Below are 18194 nucleotides of genomic sequence, written 5' to 3' on the forward strand. Positions count from 1 at the left end.
CGTGGACCTCAAGCGAAAGCTGGCGCGACTGACGGGCGTGGGCCCCGGCGGCAAGCCCGCGAGCCACGTGGCCACGCATCCGGAGCCCTCGGGCGAGGGGAGGGCACCACCACCGGGGACCGTGGCGGAGGGGTCGACCGAAGCGAGCACCTCCACACCTGCGGCCGCATCGGCCCAGGTCTCCGCTCCTCCCGCGCGCCCGGGCGACCCACGCATCGAGTCCCTCCGGCGGATGCTCGCGGACTGGTCCGAGCGTCAGGGGCAGACGGCCGCGCGCCGAGGCCCCGTCCAGCCCCGTCCTCCTCCCAGCCCGCTGCCCGTCGTGGCCCAGGAGACGCCCCACGGCACGGTCCATGTCTCCGAGCGCCTCCTCGCCCCGGACCACCATCACGGCAGCGCCCCCGTGGCCGGCGCCCTCGACGTGGAGGGCACACTCGTCGCCCGGCTCGCGCTCCACGAGGACCTGGCTGGCGTGGACTACCAGCGCATGCTCTTCCTCGACACGGAGACCACGGGCCTCGCGGGCGGCACCGGCACCGTGCCGTTCCTCGTGGGCCTCGCCTGGTTCGAGGGGCGCTCGCTGCGCGTCCACCAGCTCTTCCTGCGCAAGCTCGGCGAAGAGGCCCCCATGCTGCGCGTGCTCGCCGAGCGCATGGCCCAGTCCTCCTGCATCGTCACCTTCAACGGCAAGAGCTTCGACTGGCCGCTGCTGCGCACGCGCTTCATCCTCAACCGCGTGAAGGCCCCCGCCGAGCTGCCCCACCTGGACCTGCTCCACTGCGCCCGCCGCGTCTTCAAGCACCGGGGCGCCGGCACGCGCCTGGTCCACATGGAGGAGCAGGTGCTCGGCCTGCGCCGCGTCGACGACGTGGACGGCTCGCTCATCCCGGACCTGTACTTCCGCTACCTGCGCGGCGGCGACGGCGCCTCGCTGACGCCCGTGCTCGAGCACAACGCGAACGACCTGCTCCTGCTCGCCGCGCTCCTGGGCGAGATGGTCCGCCGCTTCCGCGCCGGCGACGGCACCGCCGTGCCCCGGGACGAGGACCCCCGCGACCTGCTCGGCTTCGCGAGCGTGGCGCTCCGGGCGGGAGACCACGCCCGCGCCCGGGCCTTCGCGCGGGCGGCGACCCGGGGCTCCGGCGCCGTGGGCATGGAGGCCCATGCCCTGGCCTCGCGCCTGGCCCGCATGGCGGGCGAACCCCAGGCCGCCGCGGACCACCTGCACCAGGCCCTCCAGTCCGCCCGGGGCTTCCAGGCGGCGAGCCTGCACCTGGAGCTGACCAAGCTCTACGAGCACGCCCTCAAGGACCTCGCGGCCGCGCTGCGCCACGCCCGGCTCGCGGCGACGGCGGAGTTGCCGGAGGACCACCGGCGCCGCATCGTTCGCCTGGAGGGCCGAATCGACCGGAGCACGCGTGTCCGGGGGCTGGACCTGGGCGCCCGCCCGCCACGCTCCGGCCCCTGAAAGCCCTTGCGTCCGGTTTCGGGCGGGGGGCCCCGCTCCCATGCCCTCCCGCAGACCGGCCGAGCACATGATGGGAGCGTTGGACAACGGCCTGCGCTAAGAGAGGCGCCATGAAAATCGCGAAGGACAGTGTCGTCTCCATCGACTTCAAGCTTCACCTCGGCGATGGAAAGCTCATTGACGAGAGCGAGCCGGGAGATCCGCTCGTCTACCTGCAGGGCCACGAGGAGGTCGTCCCCGGCCTGGAGAAGGCCCTGGAGGGCAAGGCGAAGGGAGACAGCCTGTCGGTCGTCATCCCCCCCGAGGACGGCTACGGGCCGCATGACCCGGAGGGCCTCGAGGAGGTCCCCCGTGACGAGTTCCCCGAAGGTCTGGCGCTGGAGGAGGGTGGCATCCTCACCGCCACGGACCCCGAGGGCGACGAGGTCGACCTGCTCGTGAAGGAGATCAAGGGCGACACCGTGGTGGTGGACTACAACCACCCGCTCGCCGGCAAGACGCTGCACTTCCAGCTGACGGTGGCCGACGTCCGCGCCGCCACGGCCGAGGAGCTGGAGCACGGCCACGCGCACGGCCCGGACAGCCACCACTGATTCAACCCCAGGGCCTTCGGAGGGCCCGGGTCCCAACACCGCTCCCGCGAGAGGACTTCGCGGGAGCGGCCCTTCCTGCCTGACGCGACGTGGGACGCTGACTAGCGCCCGCCCATCAGGTCCGAGTTGAAGGAGAAGCCCAGCAGCAGGTACGGCATCGCCTCCTGGCGGCTGGGGTGCTTCAGGTACCAGGCCACCATGCCCAGCACCGTGGGGCGGTTGAACAGGGTGCCCTCGTCCGTGTTGAAGGCATACGAGGCCACGGGGCCCGCGCGCATGTGGCTGTTGTCCGCCTTCAGGTTGCCGGAGACGCCCTGGTCCTCGTTGTACTGGGGCCACACGCCGCTGAAGCGCGCGCCCAGCATCCACCGGCCGGACAGGTAGACGAGGTCCGAGTCGTTGGTGAAGACCCAGCCCTTGCCCGCGAGCAGCGAGTCGAGCATCGGGTCATAGAACGTCGTCTCGCCGTCGCGCAGCGACAGGTTCCAGTACTCGATGCTGAACTTGGTGCGCACCGCGATGGGGCCCACCTTCGCCTGCAGCGTCGGCTCCACCAGGAAGTGGTGGCCGCTGGTGCTGTAGGCCGCGTCCTGGCGCGCATCGAGCGCGTCATCCGAGAAGTCGTTCAGCGGGTTCGCGTACCCCTGCAGGAAGCCCATGGTCCCCAGGAAGTTCGTGTACTCGTAGCTCACGCGCAGGTTGAACAGGGCAATCGGCTGGATCTCGAACATCGGACCCACCTTCAACGAGGCGGGGTTCGCCTTGATGAGGGCCGCGGCGTTGACGAACGTGTCGCGCATCAGCACGGACTCGCTGTTGAACAGCCGCTTCTGGATGACCAGCCGGTTCTGCGTCTCCAACCCGATGGGGTTGACGCGGAACAGGTTGAAGCTGGTCATGTACAGCCGGACGTTGGGGATGGGGCGGGGTGGGGGGACCGGGGAGGGCTCGCTGGAGGGGGCGACCTCCGGGGTGTTCGTGGGCCCGGCCGTGGGAGCATCCGGCGGAGGCGTTGGCGTGGCCGCGGACTGCTGCGCGGCCGCGGGGGACACCAGACCCAGGCTCAAACAGAGCGTGCAGATGGACAGCGATAGACGCTTGAGCATCATCTCGACACTTCCTCGGGTGGGGGAGACCGCGGCGGGGAGGAACCGCGGCGGGTGCTTCAGGAACGACTGGGGGTTGCGGCGGGAGAGTCCTGCTCGTCCGCGTGGCGCCGCGTCACCGCGTAGCCGAACGCCGCGGCCGTGAAGTACATGATGATGCTGTAGATGGCCGGGGGGATGGCCATGGTGGCATTGCCCAACAAGAGCGGGCTCATCGCAATCGTCATCGCGAGGATGCCGTTGTGGATGCCGATCTCCATGCCGATGGCCACCGCCTGACGCCGGGGGAGGCGGAACACCAGCGGCGTCACGAAGCCCACGCCCATGCTCAACAGGTTGAAGCTCAGCGCCGCCAGGCCCACCTGCTGGAAGTACGCGCCGATGTTCTGACGCTCCTGGTACACCGCCGCGGCGATGACCACCGCCAGGAACGCGGCGGACAGGATGCGGATGGGCTTGTCCAGCTTGAGCGCCACCTGCGGCTTTTTCGAGCGCACCAGCATGCCGATGCTCACCGGCCCCAACACGATGATGAAGACCTGCAGCACCTTGGCGAACTGCATGGGCACCGCGCGGTCCTCGCCCATGAAGTGGTTGAGCGAGAAGTTCACGATGAGCGGCAGCGTGACGAGCGTCAGCGCGCTGTTCACCGCCGTGAGCGTGATGTTGAGGGCCACGTCACCGCGGGCCAGGTGGCTGAAGAGGTTCGCCGTGGCGCCGCCGGGGGAAGCCGCCAACAACATCAGCCCCACCGCCAGCTCCGGCCCCAGTCCGAAGGCATGGGCGATGAGCAGACCACCGGCGGGAAGCACCAGCATCTGGCACACGAGCCCCACAATCACCGCTCGCGGGTAGACGATGACGCGCTTGAAGTCCGCGAGCGTCAGCGACAGGCCCAGGCCGAGCATGATGACGGCCAACGACAGTGGAATCAGAACCGCGGTGAACACGTTTGACTGCATTCGCCCCCCGTCGATGTGCGGGCGCTCGTCGCCCGTCTCGCGGCAGATGTCTCAATGCAAACAAGCGTGGCGCAACTGGGTGTCTCGCTTCAAGCCACCCCTGGCGATTTGCCTCCCGCACGTGAGCAGCGATGACGCCGGGCGTCATTGTTTGTCACGTTGATGGAAAGCTACACCTGTACGCGTGTTACCGGGCCCGCATGGGCGGTGTCGCGGTTTGCTCAGGGAGGGGGTCGCGTTTGCCTTCACCCTGCGCGAAGCGGCGGAAGAAGCTGTCGTCGTTCCAGCGCGGGCGCGCCGGGGCGTTGGCCACCGCGAGCGTCAGGTCCGCGAGCATCCCGACGAACTTCACCGCGCCCTCCTTGTGGATGGGCTGCGACAGGTCATCCGACGGCGCGTGGTAGTGGCGCGTGTACCAGGCCTTGAACGTGCGCTCCTCGGCGGAGCCCGGCGCGTAGCCGAACTTGAAGGACAACGCCGGCACGCCCTGGCGGATGAAGGAGTACTGGTCGCTGCGGATGAACAGCAGACGGTTGGGCTCCGGGTCCGGCATCAACGTCACGCCGTGCCGCGACGCCACCTGCGCCAGCGGCGTCGCGAGGTCGGACTCCTCCTGGCCGTACGCCACCACGCGCTCGAAGGCGAACAGCGGCAGGAACATGTCCAGGTTGAAGTTGGCGACCAGCGCGTTGGCGGGCACCGTGGGGCGCAGCGCGAAGTAGCGCGAGCCGAGCAGGCCCTTCTCCTCGCCCGTCACCAGCACGAAGAGCACGGAGCGCGCGGGCTTCCGGGCCTGGAGCGAGCGCGCCACCTCCAGCACCGCGGCCACGCCCGTCGCGTTGTCCATGGCGCCGTTGTAGATGCCGTCTGCGTCCACGGGCTGGCCCACGCCGACGTGGTCCAGGTGCGCGGTGAGCACCACGTACTCACCGGCCAGGGCCGGGTCGCTCCCCGGCAGCAGGCCCACGACGTTGGGCGACGTCGTCCGCGAGGACACGCGCTCGGAGCTCGCCTTCAGGCGCGCGGGCAGCTCGAAGCGCGGCATCGGCTGGTTCGCGTTCGCCCGCTTCAGGACGTCCTGGAACGAGTGCGGCGCGCCGGCGAACAGCTTCTGCGCGTGGGCCGCGTTGACGGCGACGCTGATTTGGAGCCCCGCGCTCTCGTCCAGCGCCGGGTCCGCGAAGGTCATCGCCTGCTGGTGGCGCGACGCGGCGGTGCGCGACCACGGCGTCTCCTCCAGCTTCGGGTTGAGCAGCACCACCGTGCCGATGGCGCCCGCCTTCTTCAGCGCCTTCGTGCGCTCGGCCTGGGAGCTGTGATGCGCGCGCAGCGGGCCGGAGACGTGGGCCGGGCCGCCCTGGAGATAGACGGCGATCTTCCCCTTCAAATCCACGCCGGCCAGGTCATCGTACCCGGCCTCCGGGATGGACAGCCCGTGGCCCACGAAGACCATGGCGGCCTCCACCGCGCCCGCCTCGCCCGCGCGCGGAGAGATGATGGCGTCCTGGCCGATGACCAGCGGCGTGGCGCGTCCATCGCGCACCAGCGCCAGGCTCGACTTCGCGTCCACGAGCTGCCGGGAGACGAGCGGCACCTCCTGGAGATAGCTGTCACCGGCCCCGGGCTTCACGCCGAGCGCCGCCAGCTGCTCGGCCACGTAGGCCGCGGCCTTGCGGTGTCCCTCGGTGCCCGTGTCCCGCCCCTGCATCGCGTCGTCCGCGAGGTGGCGGACATGGCCCCACCAGCGCTCCGCGTCGGACGGAGGCGCGGCGGGCGCGGCGCCGAGGGCCAGCGAGGGCAACAAGCACAACGTCGTCAGCAGGTGGGGTGTGCGCAAGGGCGGGCTCGTGGAAGGAGGGCGACCCTGGCATCAACGCCCGGCCCCGCCCGTCATTTCCTTTCCTTCCACGAGCGGCCGTCCTCTCCGGGACGCGCCACGCACGCCAGGCGCGACAGCCGTGGCCAGGGTCGGCTAGGACGACGCCTCATGAGCCGCGTCCTGGACGAGCTGCTGGAGCTCCTCAAGCTGGAAGTCATCGAGGAAAACCTTTTTCGCGGAAAGAGCCAGGATTTGGGCTTCCGTCAGCTCTTCGGCGGACAGGTGCTGGGGCAGGCCCTGTCGGCGGCGAGCCAGACGGTGGAGACCGCGCGGCACGTGCACTCGCTGCACGGTTACTTCCTGCGGCCGGGCGACGCGGGCCAGCCCGTCGTCTACACGGTGGACCGGGTGCGCGACGGCGGCAGCATCAGCACGCGGCGCATCGTCGCCATCCAGAAGGGGCAGCCCATCTTCACGATGATGGCCTCCTTCCACGGCGACGAGCCCGGCTACGCGCACCAGTCGCCCATGCCGGTGGTGCCGCCTCCCGAGGGGTTGCCCACGGACCTGGAGTTGCTCAAGCGCCAGGTGGCGCGCATCCCCGCGCGGCTGCGCGAGAAGATCCTCTGCGACAAGCCCATCGAGATGCGGCCGGTGGACTACATGGACCCGTTCCACCCGGTGCCGGGGGAGCCTCGCAAGGCGGTGTGGATCCGCGCGGATGGCGACCTCCCGGAGGACCCGCAGGTGCACAAGTACGTGCTCGCGTACGCGTCCGACTTCAACCTCATCAGCACGGCGTTGCTGCCGCACGCGGCCAGCTTCTTCCAGCCCAACGTCGTCGGCGCGAGCCTGGACCACGCCCTCTGGTTCCACGGAGACCTGAAGGTGAACGACTGGCTCCTGTACGTGATGGACAGCCCGTGGTCCGGCAACGCGCGGGGCCTGTCGCGGGGCTCCGTCTACACGCGCGACGGCAGGCTCGTCGCGTCCGTGGCGCAGGAGGGGCTCTTGCGCATCCTGAAGGGCGACAAGCCCGCGTCGTGAGCGATGGACGTCGATGGCCGAGCGGCCCCCATGCGGGGCGGAAGGGGACGTGACGATGCGCGCGGTGGTGTATCAGCACGAGGAGCACGAGGGCGTCGGCCTCTTGGGACCCGCGTTGACGGAGGTGGGCTTCACGCTGGTCCACCGCTTCCGCGCCGTGCGGCACGAGGACGTGGACGCGGAGCTGGTGGTGGTGCTCGGCGGCCCCATGGGCGTCTACGAAGCCGACCAGCATCCGTTCCTGCGCGACGAGGGCGCCGTCCTGATGGAGCGGCTCGCCGGTGAGCGCCCGTGCCTGGGCATCTGCCTGGGCGCGCAGCTGCTCGCGGACGCGGCGGGCGCGGAGGTCTTCGCGGGGAAGAACGGCTTCGAGGTCGGCGTGGGCCCGGTGCGCTGGACGCCAGAGGCCCAACAGGACCCGGTCATCGCCGCTGGCGCGCGCCCGCGCGGCACCGTGGCGCACTGGCACGGTGACACCTACAAGCCCGTGCCCGGCGCGACGCTGCTCGCGTCCACGGACCGCTACACGCAGCAGGCCTTCCGGCTGGGCAACTCCTACGGCTTCCAGTTCCACCTGGAGCTGACCGCGCGCGAGCTGGGTCGCTGGTTCGACCTGGGCGCCGAGGACCTGGCGCGGCGTCACAAGAACGTGACAGAGCTCAAGAGCCAGCTCCCCAAGCTCGAGGCCGCGGAGCCGGAGAACCGCGAGCTGCTGCGGCGTCTCGCGCGTCACTTCGCCCAGGCTGTTCGCTGAAGACACCGCTGACACGAATTGCACCCGGTCACGAATCACCCAGCGCTGCTTCGTCGTCAGCTCTGGGTTTCAGTGTTTCACGAGTGAGCGGAGCTGAGCCTGGGTCAGCATGACTCCGGGCGGGCAGGGGAGCGGAGGGAAGGTGAGGACCCGTTCATGTGGGGGACTCACTCGCGACGTCTCATTCATGTATCGTCGACACCTCCGCCGGCGGAGAGGGGGAAGTCTGTCTCGCCGATGCAGCGTGCGGACGCGTTGAGGTCGGGATGTGGCAATTCGGCATGGCGCTCCTGCTGCTCGGAGGACTTCCTCCGGACGGCGCCGCGCAGCTCGCGAAGGTGAGCCGGCTCAAGGCGGCGATGCAGCGCGTGGCTTCGGACCCGGAGCTGATTCAGGAGGTGCGGGCCCAGAACGCGCGCGGCATGACGCTCACCACCATCCGCGCGGAGGACGACGTGTGGTTGTCCACGCCGGCGCTCACGCCCTTCAAGCAGCGTGTGCTCGATGCGCGCTGCTCGCGCGTGCTGGCCAGACACCGGGAGGCGATGGGCAACCTGGTGGTCGCCGAGGCCTTCGCGATGGACCGCTTGGGCGCGCTGGTGGGCGCCACGCGCCGCACGTCCGATTACTGGCAGGGTGACGAGGAGAAGTTCCAGGTGCCGTTTCGCGAGGGACGCCTGCTCGAGGAGAAGCCCTTCTTCGACGAGTCCTCCCAGTCCTACGTGGTCCAGGTGTCCCTGCCGGTCCGCGACGCGGGCCGCATCATCGGCGCCGTCACCCTCTCGATTTCCCTGCTCGACCTCTGACGTCTCGCCGCCGCCCCATGCGCCTCCTCGACGGACTCTCCCTTCGTACCCGACTGACGGTGGCCGTCGCCCTGCTCACGCTCGGGGCCCTGTTGCCCTTCAACCTGCTGGGCCGCCTCTTCGTCTTCAACAACCTCCAGGAGCAGATCCACGCCACCCTGCGCGTGGAGGCCCAGGGCCTGAGGGATTTGGTGGAGAGCGCCCTGGTGGAGCGCGAGGCGAACGCGCGCTCCTGGTCCGAGGACGCCATCATCCGCGGCGCGCTGCTCTTCGACACCTTCGAGAAGAGCGACGCGGTGCTCGTCGCGCTGGAGAAGCGCCACCCCTCGTTCGCGGGCCTGGTGCTCTTCACCGAGGACGGCCGCGCGGTGTCCGCCAGCGAGGAGAAGCTGCGCCGCGCCTACGAGGGCCGCGAGCGCGAGGTGGTCGCCACGCCCTGGTTCAAGGCCGCGCTCAACGGCACCCAGGACATCACCGGCTTCACCCAGGTGGACCCGTTCTTCGAGCGGACCGTGCTCCCGCTGGCGGTGCCCGTGCTCAGCCCCATCAGCGGCGCGCGCATCGGCGTGCTGCTGGCCGCCTACGAGTGGAGCCAGGTGGCCGAGGTGGTGGCGCCCGCGCTGGAGCGCTCGCGGGCGCGGGGACAGAAGAGCTTCGCGCTGGAGGTGCTGGATGCGCAGGGCACCACGCTCTTCGACACGCACGAGAAGGACATCGCCCGGCCCGACGACGTCGTCAGCGTGGAGGCCACCAACGCCAACGCCGTGCGCGACGTGGGCGACGGCTGGCGCTTCGTGGCCACCGTGGACCCGGAGGACGCGTACGCGCCGCTGGCGGAGGCGGGGAGGGTGGCCGTGGGGCTGACGGCGCTGGCGCTCGTCGTGGCGGGCGTGGGCGGCTTCCTGCTCGCGCGCGGCGCCACCGGGCCCATCTCCCGGTTGAGCCAGGTGGTCACCCGCGTGGTGCGCGAGGGCGACCTCACCCAGCGCGTGGAGGTCTCCACCCGGCGCGACGAGGTGGGCGAGCTCGCCTCCGCCTTCTCCCTGATGATGGAGCACCTGCGCGAGTCCACCCGCGGCCTGCAGGCGGGCACCAAGGTGCTCGGGCAGACGGTCGCCGAGCTCACCGCCGCCGCCGCCCAGCAGGAGCGCACGCTGACGAAGCAGGCCGCCGCCCTCCAGGAGACGCAAGTGACGGCGCAGGAGATCAAGCAGACGTCGCTGATGGCCGCCGAGCGCTCCCAGGCCGTGCTCGGCGTCACCGCCCGCGCCCGCGAGGTGGGCCAGTCCGGCGAGGCCACGGTGTCCGCCAGCCTCCAGGGCTTCGAGGAGCTGCGCGAGCAGGTGGGCGTCGTGGCCCGCAGCATCGCCGCGCTCAACGAGCGCACCCGTCAGATTGGCGGCATCACCCAGACGGTGAAGGACCTGGCCGACCAGTCCAACATGCTCGCCCTCAACGCGGCGATCGAAGCCGTGCGCTCGGGCGAGCACGGCAAGGGCTTCGGCGTGGTGGCCCGCGAGATCCGCAGCCTCGCCGACCAGTCCATCTCGTCCACCGGCCGCGTGCGGGAGATCCTCGAGGACATCCGCCAGTCCATCGAGTCCACCGTCACCCAGGCCGAGCAGAGCCAGGGCAGCGCGGAGACCGGCCTCACCCAGGTGCGCGCCAGCGGCAACAGCCTCCGCGAGCTCACCGGCATCATCCAGGACAACGCCTCCGCCGCTCAGCAGATCGCCGCCGCCGTCACCCAGCAGAACGCCGGCGTGGCGCAGATCTTCATCGCCGTCACCGACCTGTCCCGCATGATGGAGGAGTCCATGCAGGGCCTTCAGGCCGCCCAGCGGATCACCGCGTCCCTGCGGGAAGTCGCCGCTCAAATGGACACCGTGGCGGCCACATACCGCGTCTAGTCAATGTCTTGCGGGTAACACTTTGAGTGCCAACATCGAGCACTCTCCGTGTAAATCAGGATTATGCGCAACCCGGGGATTCCTCGGGCCAATCCCGGCCCTTGGGAGCCCCGTTTCGTTGGTCCTTCACTTGAAGGAGCACCGCAATGCGCAGCGTCGTGAAAGCCGCCGTATGCATGGCAGTGATGGCGACGTCCCAAGCGTGGGGCTTCAATCCCACGGAGAACTCCCCCAAGGGCACCCTGGCTTCCCAGGCGTTCTTCAAGCCCGAGCTGTCGTTGGCCAGCGGGCAGGTGCCGCTGGCCGAGGCTCTGCGGAAGATGGGGCCTGACAGCGGGAAGGTCTGGGACGACTTCTTCGCCCGCAACGGGAACAACTTCGAGATCTACATCGACGTCGTGACGGGGACGGCCGCCAACATCCAGGGCGCCGTTCCGCTCATCCCCGGCAACGGGGTGGGCAACAAGCTGACCCTGGGCAGCCTGGGCCGGCAGCTGGGTCGTTCGGTCGACAAGGTGGACGGGGCCGTCGTGGCCGACCTCGTCTTCAAGTTCGTGGAGGCCAACCGCGCCGCGGTGGGCGTGGACATGCTCCAGCTGGGCGAGGCCCGGGCGGATCAGATCACCCCCGACCTGTGGCAGGTCTCCATCCCGCAGCAGTACCAGGGCATCCCCGTGCGGTACGGACGGCTGGCGGCCACCATCAGCCACGGCAACCTCATCCTCCTGGGCACCGAGTCCTGGGCGAACATCGGCGTGTCGCCGATGCCGCTGGTGGACGCGGATCGGGCCACGGTGCTCTCGCACGAGCGCTTCGGCCTGTACGAGAGCCCGGAGAGCATCTGGAAGGAGCCCACGCTGGAGGTGACGCCGGTGTCCGTGCCCAACGCGGGCTTCGGCCGGGGCATGACGCACCAGCTGGTGTGGACGTACGGCTTCACCACCACGGAGGGCCACGAGCACTGGAAGGTCACGGTCGACGCGGCCTCCGGTGACGTGCTCGCGCTCGAGGACGACAACCACTACATCGACCAGTCCGTGCGGGGCGGCGCGTACGTGTTCACCAACACGGACGTCCCGGTGACGTGCACGCCCGGCTCGTTCTGCGGCTCCATGCAGGCCAACTACCCCATGCCGTGGGCCAACGTGGGCAGCGGCGTCTTCACGGACGGCTACGGCGTCTACAACTACACCTCCGGCACCACCACCACCACGCTGGCCGGCAAGTACATCCGCATCACGGACACCTGCGGCGCCATCAGCGCGAGCGGCGCGGGCAACATCAACATGGGCGGCACCAACGGCCAGCACAACTGCATCAGCGGCCAGGCCGGCAACAGCCCCGCGTCCCGCAGCGCGTTCTACGAGCTCAACCGCATCGCGGAGCTGGCGCGCGGCTGGCTGCCCACCAACGCGTGGCTGCAAGGCACCATGACGGCCAACGTCAACATCAACAGCACCTGCAACGCCTTCTGGAACGGGTCCACGGTGAACTTCTACCGCAGCGGCGGTGGGTGCCGGAACACGGGTGAGATTGGCGCCGTGTTCGACCACGAGTGGGGCCACGGCATGGACGACAACGACACGGCCGGCACGCTGAGCAACTCCAGCGAGGCCTACGCCGACGTCGCGTCGATGTACCGCCTGCCGTTCAACCCCGCCGCCACGCCGACGTCCGGCCAGTCCCCCGCGTCCTGCGTGGGCTACGGCTTCTTCCAGACCACGAACAACGGCTGCGGCATGACGGCGGACGGCACCGGCTACAACGTCAACGAGGCCCAGACGGGCGCGGCCTGGTGCGCCACCAACTGCTCGGGCGTGCGTGACGCCGACTACGCGGCCCACAACCCCGCGACGCCCGCCACGCCGCAGAACTTCGTCTGCACCCGGTGCTCCAGCGGCACCGGCCCGTGCAGCCGTCAGGTCCACTGCGCCGCGTCCCCCGTGCGTCAGGCCGCGTGGGACTTCATCGCGCGGGACCTCCGCTCGGCGCCGTTCAACTACGACTGGAACACGGCGCAGACCATCGGCAACAAGGTGTTCTACCAGGGCAGCGGCAACATCGGCTCGTGGCACGCCTGCAACTGCACGGCGGGCACGTCCGATGGCTGCGCGGCCACCAACGGCTACAAGCAGTGGCTGGCGGCGGACGACGACAACGGCAACATCAACGATGGCACGCCGCACATGACGGCCATCTACAACGCGTTCAACCGCCACAACATCGCCTGTGCCACCCCGGCGCCGGTGAACAGCGGTTGTTCGGGCGGCCCCACGGCGGCGCCCACCGTCACGGTGACGCCGGCCACGGGCCAGGTCTCCCTGAGCTGGAGCGCCGTCAGCGGCGCGACCCAGTACTGGGTGATGAAGTCGGACGGTGTCAACGGCTGCAACTACGGCAAGGCGCGCGTCGCCACCACGACGGCGACCAACTACGTGGACGGCGAGGTCCTCTCCGGCCACAACACCTGCTACTCCGTCGTCGCCGCGGGCAGCAGCGCCGCGTGCTACGGCGCGTCCAGCACCTGCACCTGCGTGAGCCCGCTGTAGTCCGGCGCTCACCCTGACTTCCGACACGGTGGGGCGCGCTCGCTCGGGGGCGCTCCACCGGCGTCGAGGTCTCCCGGGGCGGCCTCGCGCTCGCGCGTGGGGCCGCCCTTCCTCGTCAGAGCTTCAGCTCCCACGTCTCGCTCATCAGGCCCTCGCCGAACAGGGCGTGCGGCTCCTTGCTCACGAGCGCGAAGCCCGCGCGCTCGTACATGCGGCGCGCGGCGTGGAGCTGCTGCTCCGTCCACAGCCGCACCTTCCGATAGCCGGCCTCGCGCGCGAACTGGAGACAGGCGTCCATCAGCTTCGTGCCGACGCCGTGTCCTCGGGCCGAGGGCTCCACGAGCATCAGCCGCAGCTTGGCCACCGTCTTCGTGTCGCGCACCAGGAACACCGAGCCGACGGGGCGGCCGTTCAGCTCGGCGATCCAGCAGCGCTCCCGCGCGGGGTCTCGCTCCTGGATGAAGCGCGAGGTGATGCCGGCCACCAGCGCCTCGAAGCGCATGTCCCAGCCGTACTCCTGGCTGTACAGGATGCCGTGGCGCTGGACGACCCAGCCCATGTCCCCGGGGCGGTGCTCGCGCAGGACGACGTGGGGCTGGGCGTCCTGGGTGGAGCGCTCGCCCATCAGCTCCTCGATGGTCAGCATCGCCTCCAGCAGGCGCGGGCGCTCGTCGGCGCGCAGCGGGGAGAGCAGGGCGCGGATGGAGTCGTTGGAGCGGCTGTTCAGCCGGTTGTAGGTCTGCTCTCCCTTGGCGGTGAGCCGCACCAGGTGCTGGCGGGCATCGAGCGCGGAGGGGACCTTCTCGATGAGGCCCTGGTTGCCGAAGTTGCGCAAGAGCCGGCTCAGGTAGCCCGCGTCGAGCGCCAGCTCGCGGCTGATCTCCGTCGCGGTGGGGGACTCGCGGTGGTACAGCTCGTAGATGACGCGGGCCTCGGTGAGCGAGAACTCGCTGTGGAGCAGGCCCTCGTCGAGCACGCCGATCTTCTGGGTGTAGAAGCGGTTGAAGTGCCGAACCGCCGCCACGGTGGGGTCACGTCGCATCTGTGCCATTCTCGTAGCATCGCCGATTCAGGGCGACGGTGGGCGGGCCGCGTAGCGCTCCGCGAGCACCGAGCACACCAGCAACTGGAGCTGGTGGTAGAACATGAGGGGCAGGACGATGAGCCCCAGGGCCGGGTGCGCGCCGAACAGGAGCCGCGCCATGGGCACGCCCGAGGCGAGCGTCTTCTTCGAGCCGCAGAACACCGCGGCGATCTCATCCTCCTTCGTGAACCCCAGCCACCGCGCGGCCTGGGTGGTCGCCGTCAGGACGATGGCCAGGATGAGCGCCGCGCCGCCGAGCACGAGCGCGAGGGTGGTGCCCCCGTGCAGGCCGAAGATGCCCGACGCCACCGAGTCGCAGAAGGACGCGTACACGAGCACGAGGATGAACAGCCGGTCGATGCCGTTGGTGTGCTTGCGATGGCGGGCGAACATGGCGCCCAGGAGCGGCCGGGCCACCTGTCCCAGGGCCAGGGGCAACAGCAGCAGCACGGACAGCTTGAGGATGGCCTCGCCCATGGAGAGGCGCGCCCCGGTGGTCTGCGCGAGCAGGCCGACGATGAGCGGGGTGAGGACGATGCCCAGGAGGCTGGAGAGGCTCGCGTCGAAGATGGCGCCCGCCACGTTGCCCCGGGCGACGCCCGTCATCGCCACGGACGAGGAGATGGTGGACGGCACCGCGCAGAGGAACAGGAAGCCCAGCGAGACCTCGGCCGAGACCCACCGGCCCACCGTGAGGTTGAGCACCGCCCACAGCGCGGGGAAGACGAGGAAGGTGAACGACTGCACCAGCACGTGCAGCCGCCACTGGAGGGCGCCGGCCTTGAGCTGGGCGGTGGGCATGCCCAGGCCGTGCAGGAAGAAGACGAGGAAGATGCCGACGTTGGTGACGACATCCGCGTGCATCGCGCCGCCGGACTTCCCGAAGTCGGGGAAGAGGAGCGCGAGCCCCACGGCACCGAGCATCCCCAGGAGGAACCAGTCCCGCGACAGGCGCTTGATGAGGTGAAGAGACATGTGGGGGCTGAATACTCCCGGACCCGGGAGACCTCCAGCCCCCCTGCGTGTCATCCCTCAGCGCGAGACGAAGAACTCCACCACGAGGCCCGCGTGGTCGGACGGCCAGAGGCCCGAGGCGCTGCGGTTCTCCAGGTCGCCGCCGACGACGACGGCGGAGCGCACGTCGATGGCCTTGGCCTCGCCGGCGAACAACACCAGGTCGATGCGCTCATCGAGGGCGGCGGTGGAGGTGTCGTTCACCGTCTCGCTGAAGCAGCAGGTGAAGCCGTTGCCGGTGCCCACGCGGGTCCAGGCGTCGACCAGCCCGGTGTTCGCGCTGACGAGGGTGTCGTAGCCGGTGGTCACCGCGCCCGGGCCGCTGTTCATGTCGCCGACGACGATGAGCGGCCGCTTGAAGCCATTGACGAGGGTGGCCAGCTCCGCGGCCTGGTTCTCGTTGCCGGGGCGCAGCGTCTCCAGGTGCGTGTTGACGAAGGTGAAGGAGACGCGGTCGAGCGTGGCGTCGAGCTTGGCGTAGCCGCGCGTGAAGCGGATGGACGCGCCGCCCACGGGGACGTCCTGCGCGTAGTCGTAGTTCGCGGTCTCCACGTTGGCGATCTGCACGTCGCCGCGAGCGAGGATGACGTCGCGGTCCGTCAGGCGGACATCCGTGAGGTCGGTGGCGTTGCCGGCGAGCGCGGCGGGCACCTCCGCGTCCGCGTTCTGGATGGTGGCGGCGACGCGGTAGTTCAACCCTCGGGACTGGAGCTCGGCCTGGAGGATGGCCAGGAAGTCGTACGTCACCGTCGTCGCGTTGGGCAGCGGGTTGCTGCTGAAGTCGCTCGGGCTCTGGGTGCGGAAGAGGGAGACCTCCTGCAGACCGATGAGCGCGGGGTCGGTGGACTGGATTTCATCGGCGATCAGCTTGGCGCGCTCGGCGAATTGGGTGGCCTGGACCGTGGTGTAGATGCGCGCGGCGAGGGCGGGGATGTCCTGCGGTGCCTGGGCGGTGGCGAGCAGCTCGATGTTGCCGCCCAGGTAGATGTTGCGGGTCATCACCTTGAACTGGGCGGTGTCGGGCTGCAGCGAGTCATCGTCGTTGTCGTCACCGCAGGCGGAGAGGAACAACGGGGCGCACGCGAGCAGCGGCGCGAGGTGGAGCATTCGGAGTGGAGACATGAGAGCCTGGGGCAGGGGTGGAGTGGCGCGATTTGCGCGCCGGGGCCCTGGGCCGGCAATCGACCTGCCGGGCCCGCGTCGGCTCATGCACAGCCCCTCGCGGGGGAGTGTTCACATCCCTGCGGGACCTCGGCTGTAAGGCAGAGCGAGATGTTCGCCAGGAGCGGGCAGGTCGATGCGACGCAGGCCCGTGTCGCTCCAGGTGACGAAGCAGAGCGCGTCGGATTCGAGGGGTTGGCCGAAGTCGAAGCTCGCGCGGGTGAAGCCCGTGTCGGTGGACTCCTTCACGGTGACGAGGAGGTCGCCGAGCGTCAGGCGTGAGCCTGGAGGCGGTGGCACATCGCGGTTGACCTGCTCCCAGAACCCCAGGTTCCGGGGCGAGCCGCGCACGACGAGGTCGAAGGCGTGGGCGGAGGTCCGCTCGAGCACGTGGTCATGGGGTGCGGCGCTGAGCAGGCGGTAGTGCAGGGGGGCGCGGCCCTGGAGCGCCATGGCGGCGGGGACGTAGAGCGAGATGCTCGGGTCCGCGGCGGCGACCAGCACGAGGGTTCCCTTGCAGGGAGGCGCCTCGCGGGCGATGCGCCACTGCGCGTCCGCGAGCCGGCCCAGGGAGACGCCGAGCCCCACGCGGAAGGCGGGGCCCAGGAAGCCGTGGCCGAGGACGAGGGCGCAGACGGCGGTCCAGAGCAGCAGGCGGTGGCGACGGGGACGTTGGGCTTCACGCGCGGCGGTCCAGCCTCGGAGGATGAGCGTCGCCACCAGGGCGGTGGCGGCGACGAGCGGGACCATGAGGACGCGGCCACCGATGATGCCGGCGGCGCCGGGGAGGGTGGCCGCGATGCCGCCGGGGATGAGCCAGCGCAGGGAGTGCTGCTCCTGTTCGGAGAGGAGCGGAAGGATGGCGCGGGCCATCAGCAGGACCAGGGCCGAGGTGAGGGCGCCCCAGGCCGCGAAGCCCGCGTGGAAGGCGGGGGTGCCGGCGGCGGCGTCGGAGGGGGTGGCGACGACGAGCTCCCCCATGAGGATGAAGACGCGCTGGAAGAGGGTGGCGAGGAAGTCGCCGGGCGCGGCGATGGGATTGAGATAGCCGCCGCTGCCGCGCGCGCCGTAGCCCTGGCTTGCGTAGAAGAGGAGATAGGTGACGACGAGGGCGGCGTAGGGCGCGAGCCAGTGGATCCGCGTGCGGAGGGAGTCGCGGCGGCCGAACAGTTCGTAGGCGCCGAGGAGCGCGACGGAGCCCAGCGCGGCTTCGCCCGAGAGCAGCGCGCCCGCGAGTGCGAGGGGCGCGAGGAGACGACCGGGAGTCCAGCCATCCTCACGGGCGCGCAGGTGTGCGGCGAGCGAGAGGAGTCCCAGGAGCGCGGAGACCAGGGGATGGCGCGCCGCCAGCCACGCGACAGGGAACAGATGCGCGGCGGCGATGGCGTGGAGGACGGTGGCGAGCGTGGCGACGGGGGCGGGGAGGAGTCGTTGGTGCAGCCATCCCACGACGGCCACGAGCCCGAGGAACCAGACGAGGCTGTGCAGGTGGGCGGGGAAGGGCGCGTCGCCGAAGAGCCACTCATCGGCGGTGAGCAGGGCGCTGGGGATGGGACGGAAGAAGCGAATCGACAACGAGTCCGAGGTCCACCAGGGGAGGAGCCCGGCTTCACGGAGCCGCTGAGGGTCGGTGCGAGGGCCGCCCACGAACTCGTAGAGCGTCAAGGGGCCCCAGTCGCCCAGGGCGGAGGCTTGTCCGGAGAGGGCGAGACGGTGGACCAGGTCATCGAGCAACAGCCCGACGCGAAGGGAGGGCAAGGAGACGAGGGTGCCCAGCGCGAGCGCCAGCAGGAGCGAACGAGGCCAGGTCCACCAGGAGTTCGCGCGAGGAGGGCTCTCCGCCATGGTGGCCATCACCTTCGCGCGAAAGCCTCGGGCGCATCAAGGCGGGGCAGGGGTGACTCGGGCCACAGCGCCAACG

General features: G+C 70.2%; 14 protein-coding genes. 7 read left to right on the forward strand and 7 right to left on the reverse strand.

The features are described 5' to 3' along the window. Position 1: 1 nt before the first annotated feature. Complete coding sequence (locus tag LXT21_RS22890) at positions 2-1468, forward strand: ribonuclease H-like domain-containing protein (protein ID WP_254040303.1); 1467 nt, start codon at positions 2-4, stop codon at positions 1466-1468. 110 nt (positions 1469-1578) lie between these two features. Further along, a complete protein-coding gene (locus LXT21_RS22895; RefSeq protein ID WP_254040304.1) occupies positions 1579-2061 on the forward strand; it encodes an FKBP-type peptidyl-prolyl cis-trans isomerase in 483 nt (160 codons plus the stop codon). Positions 2062-2162: 101 nt separating this feature from the next. On the opposite strand, the gene LXT21_RS22900 is transcribed toward LXT21_RS22895, so the two are convergent. The 3 genes from LXT21_RS22900 to LXT21_RS22910 all read right to left on the reverse strand — a co-directional run bounded on the left by LXT21_RS22900 (position 2163) and on the right by LXT21_RS22910 (position 5966). After that, positions 2163-3170: a hypothetical protein gene (locus LXT21_RS22900; protein WP_254040305.1), complete on the reverse strand. Its 1008-nt coding sequence runs from the start codon at positions 3168-3170 to the stop codon at positions 2163-2165. 56 nt (positions 3171-3226) lie between these two features. Then, positions 3227-4117, reverse strand: coding sequence for a bile acid:sodium symporter family protein (locus tag LXT21_RS22905; RefSeq protein ID WP_254040306.1), 891 nt, complete (start codon positions 4115-4117; stop codon positions 3227-3229). A gap of 199 nt (positions 4118-4316) precedes the next feature. Beyond that, entirely contained in the window at positions 4317-5966 is a 1650-nt protein-coding gene (locus tag LXT21_RS22910) for a M28 family metallopeptidase (RefSeq protein ID WP_254040307.1), read from the reverse strand. Positions 5967-6116: 150 nt separating this feature from the next. On the opposite strand from LXT21_RS22910, the gene tesB reads away from it, so the two are divergent. The 5 genes from tesB to LXT21_RS22935 all read left to right on the forward strand — a co-directional run bounded on the left by tesB (position 6117) and on the right by LXT21_RS22935 (position 13014). Further along, positions 6117-6995, forward strand: a complete 879-nt coding sequence (gene tesB / locus LXT21_RS22915; RefSeq protein ID WP_254040308.1) for an acyl-CoA thioesterase II — start codon at positions 6117-6119, stop codon at positions 6993-6995. A gap of 55 nt (positions 6996-7050) precedes the next feature. Then, entirely contained in the window at positions 7051-7749 is a 699-nt protein-coding gene (locus LXT21_RS22920) for a type 1 glutamine amidotransferase (protein ID WP_254040489.1), read from the forward strand. A 266-nt stretch (positions 7750-8015) separates the two neighbouring features. Beyond that, positions 8016-8555 (forward strand): PDC sensor domain-containing protein, encoded by a 540-nt coding sequence (locus LXT21_RS22925; RefSeq protein ID WP_254040309.1) that lies wholly within the window; start codon positions 8016-8018, stop codon positions 8553-8555. Positions 8556-8572: 17 nt separating this feature from the next. Beyond that, entirely contained in the window at positions 8573-10465 is a 1893-nt protein-coding gene (locus LXT21_RS22930; RefSeq protein ID WP_254040310.1) for a methyl-accepting chemotaxis protein, read from the forward strand. Between the two features lie 185 nt (positions 10466-10650). Beyond that, on the forward strand, positions 10651-13014 hold the full coding sequence (locus tag LXT21_RS22935) for a gluzincin family metallopeptidase (RefSeq protein WP_254040311.1): 2364 nt from the start codon (positions 10651-10653) through the stop codon (positions 13012-13014). A gap of 115 nt (positions 13015-13129) precedes the next feature. On the opposite strand, the gene LXT21_RS22940 is transcribed toward LXT21_RS22935, so the two are convergent. The 4 genes from LXT21_RS22940 to LXT21_RS22955 form a co-directional block, all read right to left on the reverse strand. After that, positions 13130-14056, reverse strand: a complete 927-nt coding sequence (locus tag LXT21_RS22940) for a bifunctional helix-turn-helix transcriptional regulator/GNAT family N-acetyltransferase (protein ID WP_254040312.1) — start codon at positions 14054-14056, stop codon at positions 13130-13132. A 27-nt stretch (positions 14057-14083) separates the two neighbouring features. After that, positions 14084-15073 (reverse strand): bile acid:sodium symporter family protein, encoded by a 990-nt coding sequence (locus LXT21_RS22945; protein ID WP_254040313.1) that lies wholly within the window; start codon positions 15071-15073, stop codon positions 14084-14086. Positions 15074-15130: 57 nt separating this feature from the next. After that, positions 15131-16234 (reverse strand): endonuclease/exonuclease/phosphatase family protein, encoded by a 1104-nt coding sequence (locus LXT21_RS22950; RefSeq protein ID WP_254040314.1) that lies wholly within the window; start codon positions 16232-16234, stop codon positions 15131-15133. A 111-nt stretch (positions 16235-16345) separates the two neighbouring features. Continuing rightward, positions 16346-18118: a hypothetical protein gene (locus tag LXT21_RS22955; protein WP_254040315.1), complete on the reverse strand. Its 1773-nt coding sequence runs from the start codon at positions 18116-18118 to the stop codon at positions 16346-16348. Positions 18119-18194 lie beyond the last annotated feature (76 nt).

Source organism: Myxococcus guangdongensis, from assembly GCF_024198255.1.
GTDB lineage: Bacteria > Myxococcota > Myxococcia > Myxococcales > Myxococcaceae > Myxococcus > Myxococcus guangdongensis.

What these genes read in the sequence shown, in the direction of transcription:
- LXT21_RS22935 (WP_254040311.1), top strand. Translation starts at nt 10,651, where the DNA reads ATGGCGACGTCCCAAGCGTGGGGCTTCAATCCCACGGAGAACTCCCCC.
- LXT21_RS22940 (WP_254040312.1), bottom strand. Translation starts at nt 14,056, where the DNA reads ATGCGACGTGACCCCACCGTGGCGGCGGTTCGGCACTTCAACCGCTTC.
- LXT21_RS22920 (WP_254040489.1), top strand. Translation starts at nt 7,051, where the DNA reads ATGCGCGCGGTGGTGTATCAGCACGAGGAGCACGAGGGCGTCGGCCTC.
- LXT21_RS22900 (WP_254040305.1), bottom strand. Translation starts at nt 3,170, where the DNA reads ATGATGCTCAAGCGTCTATCGCTGTCCATCTGCACGCTCTGTTTGAGC.
- LXT21_RS22895 (WP_254040304.1), top strand. Translation starts at nt 1,579, where the DNA reads ATGAAAATCGCGAAGGACAGTGTCGTCTCCATCGACTTCAAGCTTCAC.
- tesB (WP_254040308.1), top strand. Translation starts at nt 6,117, where the DNA reads ATGAGCCGCGTCCTGGACGAGCTGCTGGAGCTCCTCAAGCTGGAAGTC.
- LXT21_RS22925 (WP_254040309.1), top strand. Translation starts at nt 8,016, where the DNA reads ATGTGGCAATTCGGCATGGCGCTCCTGCTGCTCGGAGGACTTCCTCCG.
- LXT21_RS22955 (WP_254040315.1), bottom strand. Translation starts at nt 18,118, where the DNA reads ATGGCGGAGAGCCCTCCTCGCGCGAACTCCTGGTGGACCTGGCCTCGT.
- LXT21_RS22945 (WP_254040313.1), bottom strand. Translation starts at nt 15,073, where the DNA reads ATGTCTCTTCACCTCATCAAGCGCCTGTCGCGGGACTGGTTCCTCCTG.
- LXT21_RS22950 (WP_254040314.1), bottom strand. Translation starts at nt 16,234, where the DNA reads ATGTCTCCACTCCGAATGCTCCACCTCGCGCCGCTGCTCGCGTGCGCC.
- LXT21_RS22930 (WP_254040310.1), top strand. Translation starts at nt 8,573, where the DNA reads ATGCGCCTCCTCGACGGACTCTCCCTTCGTACCCGACTGACGGTGGCC.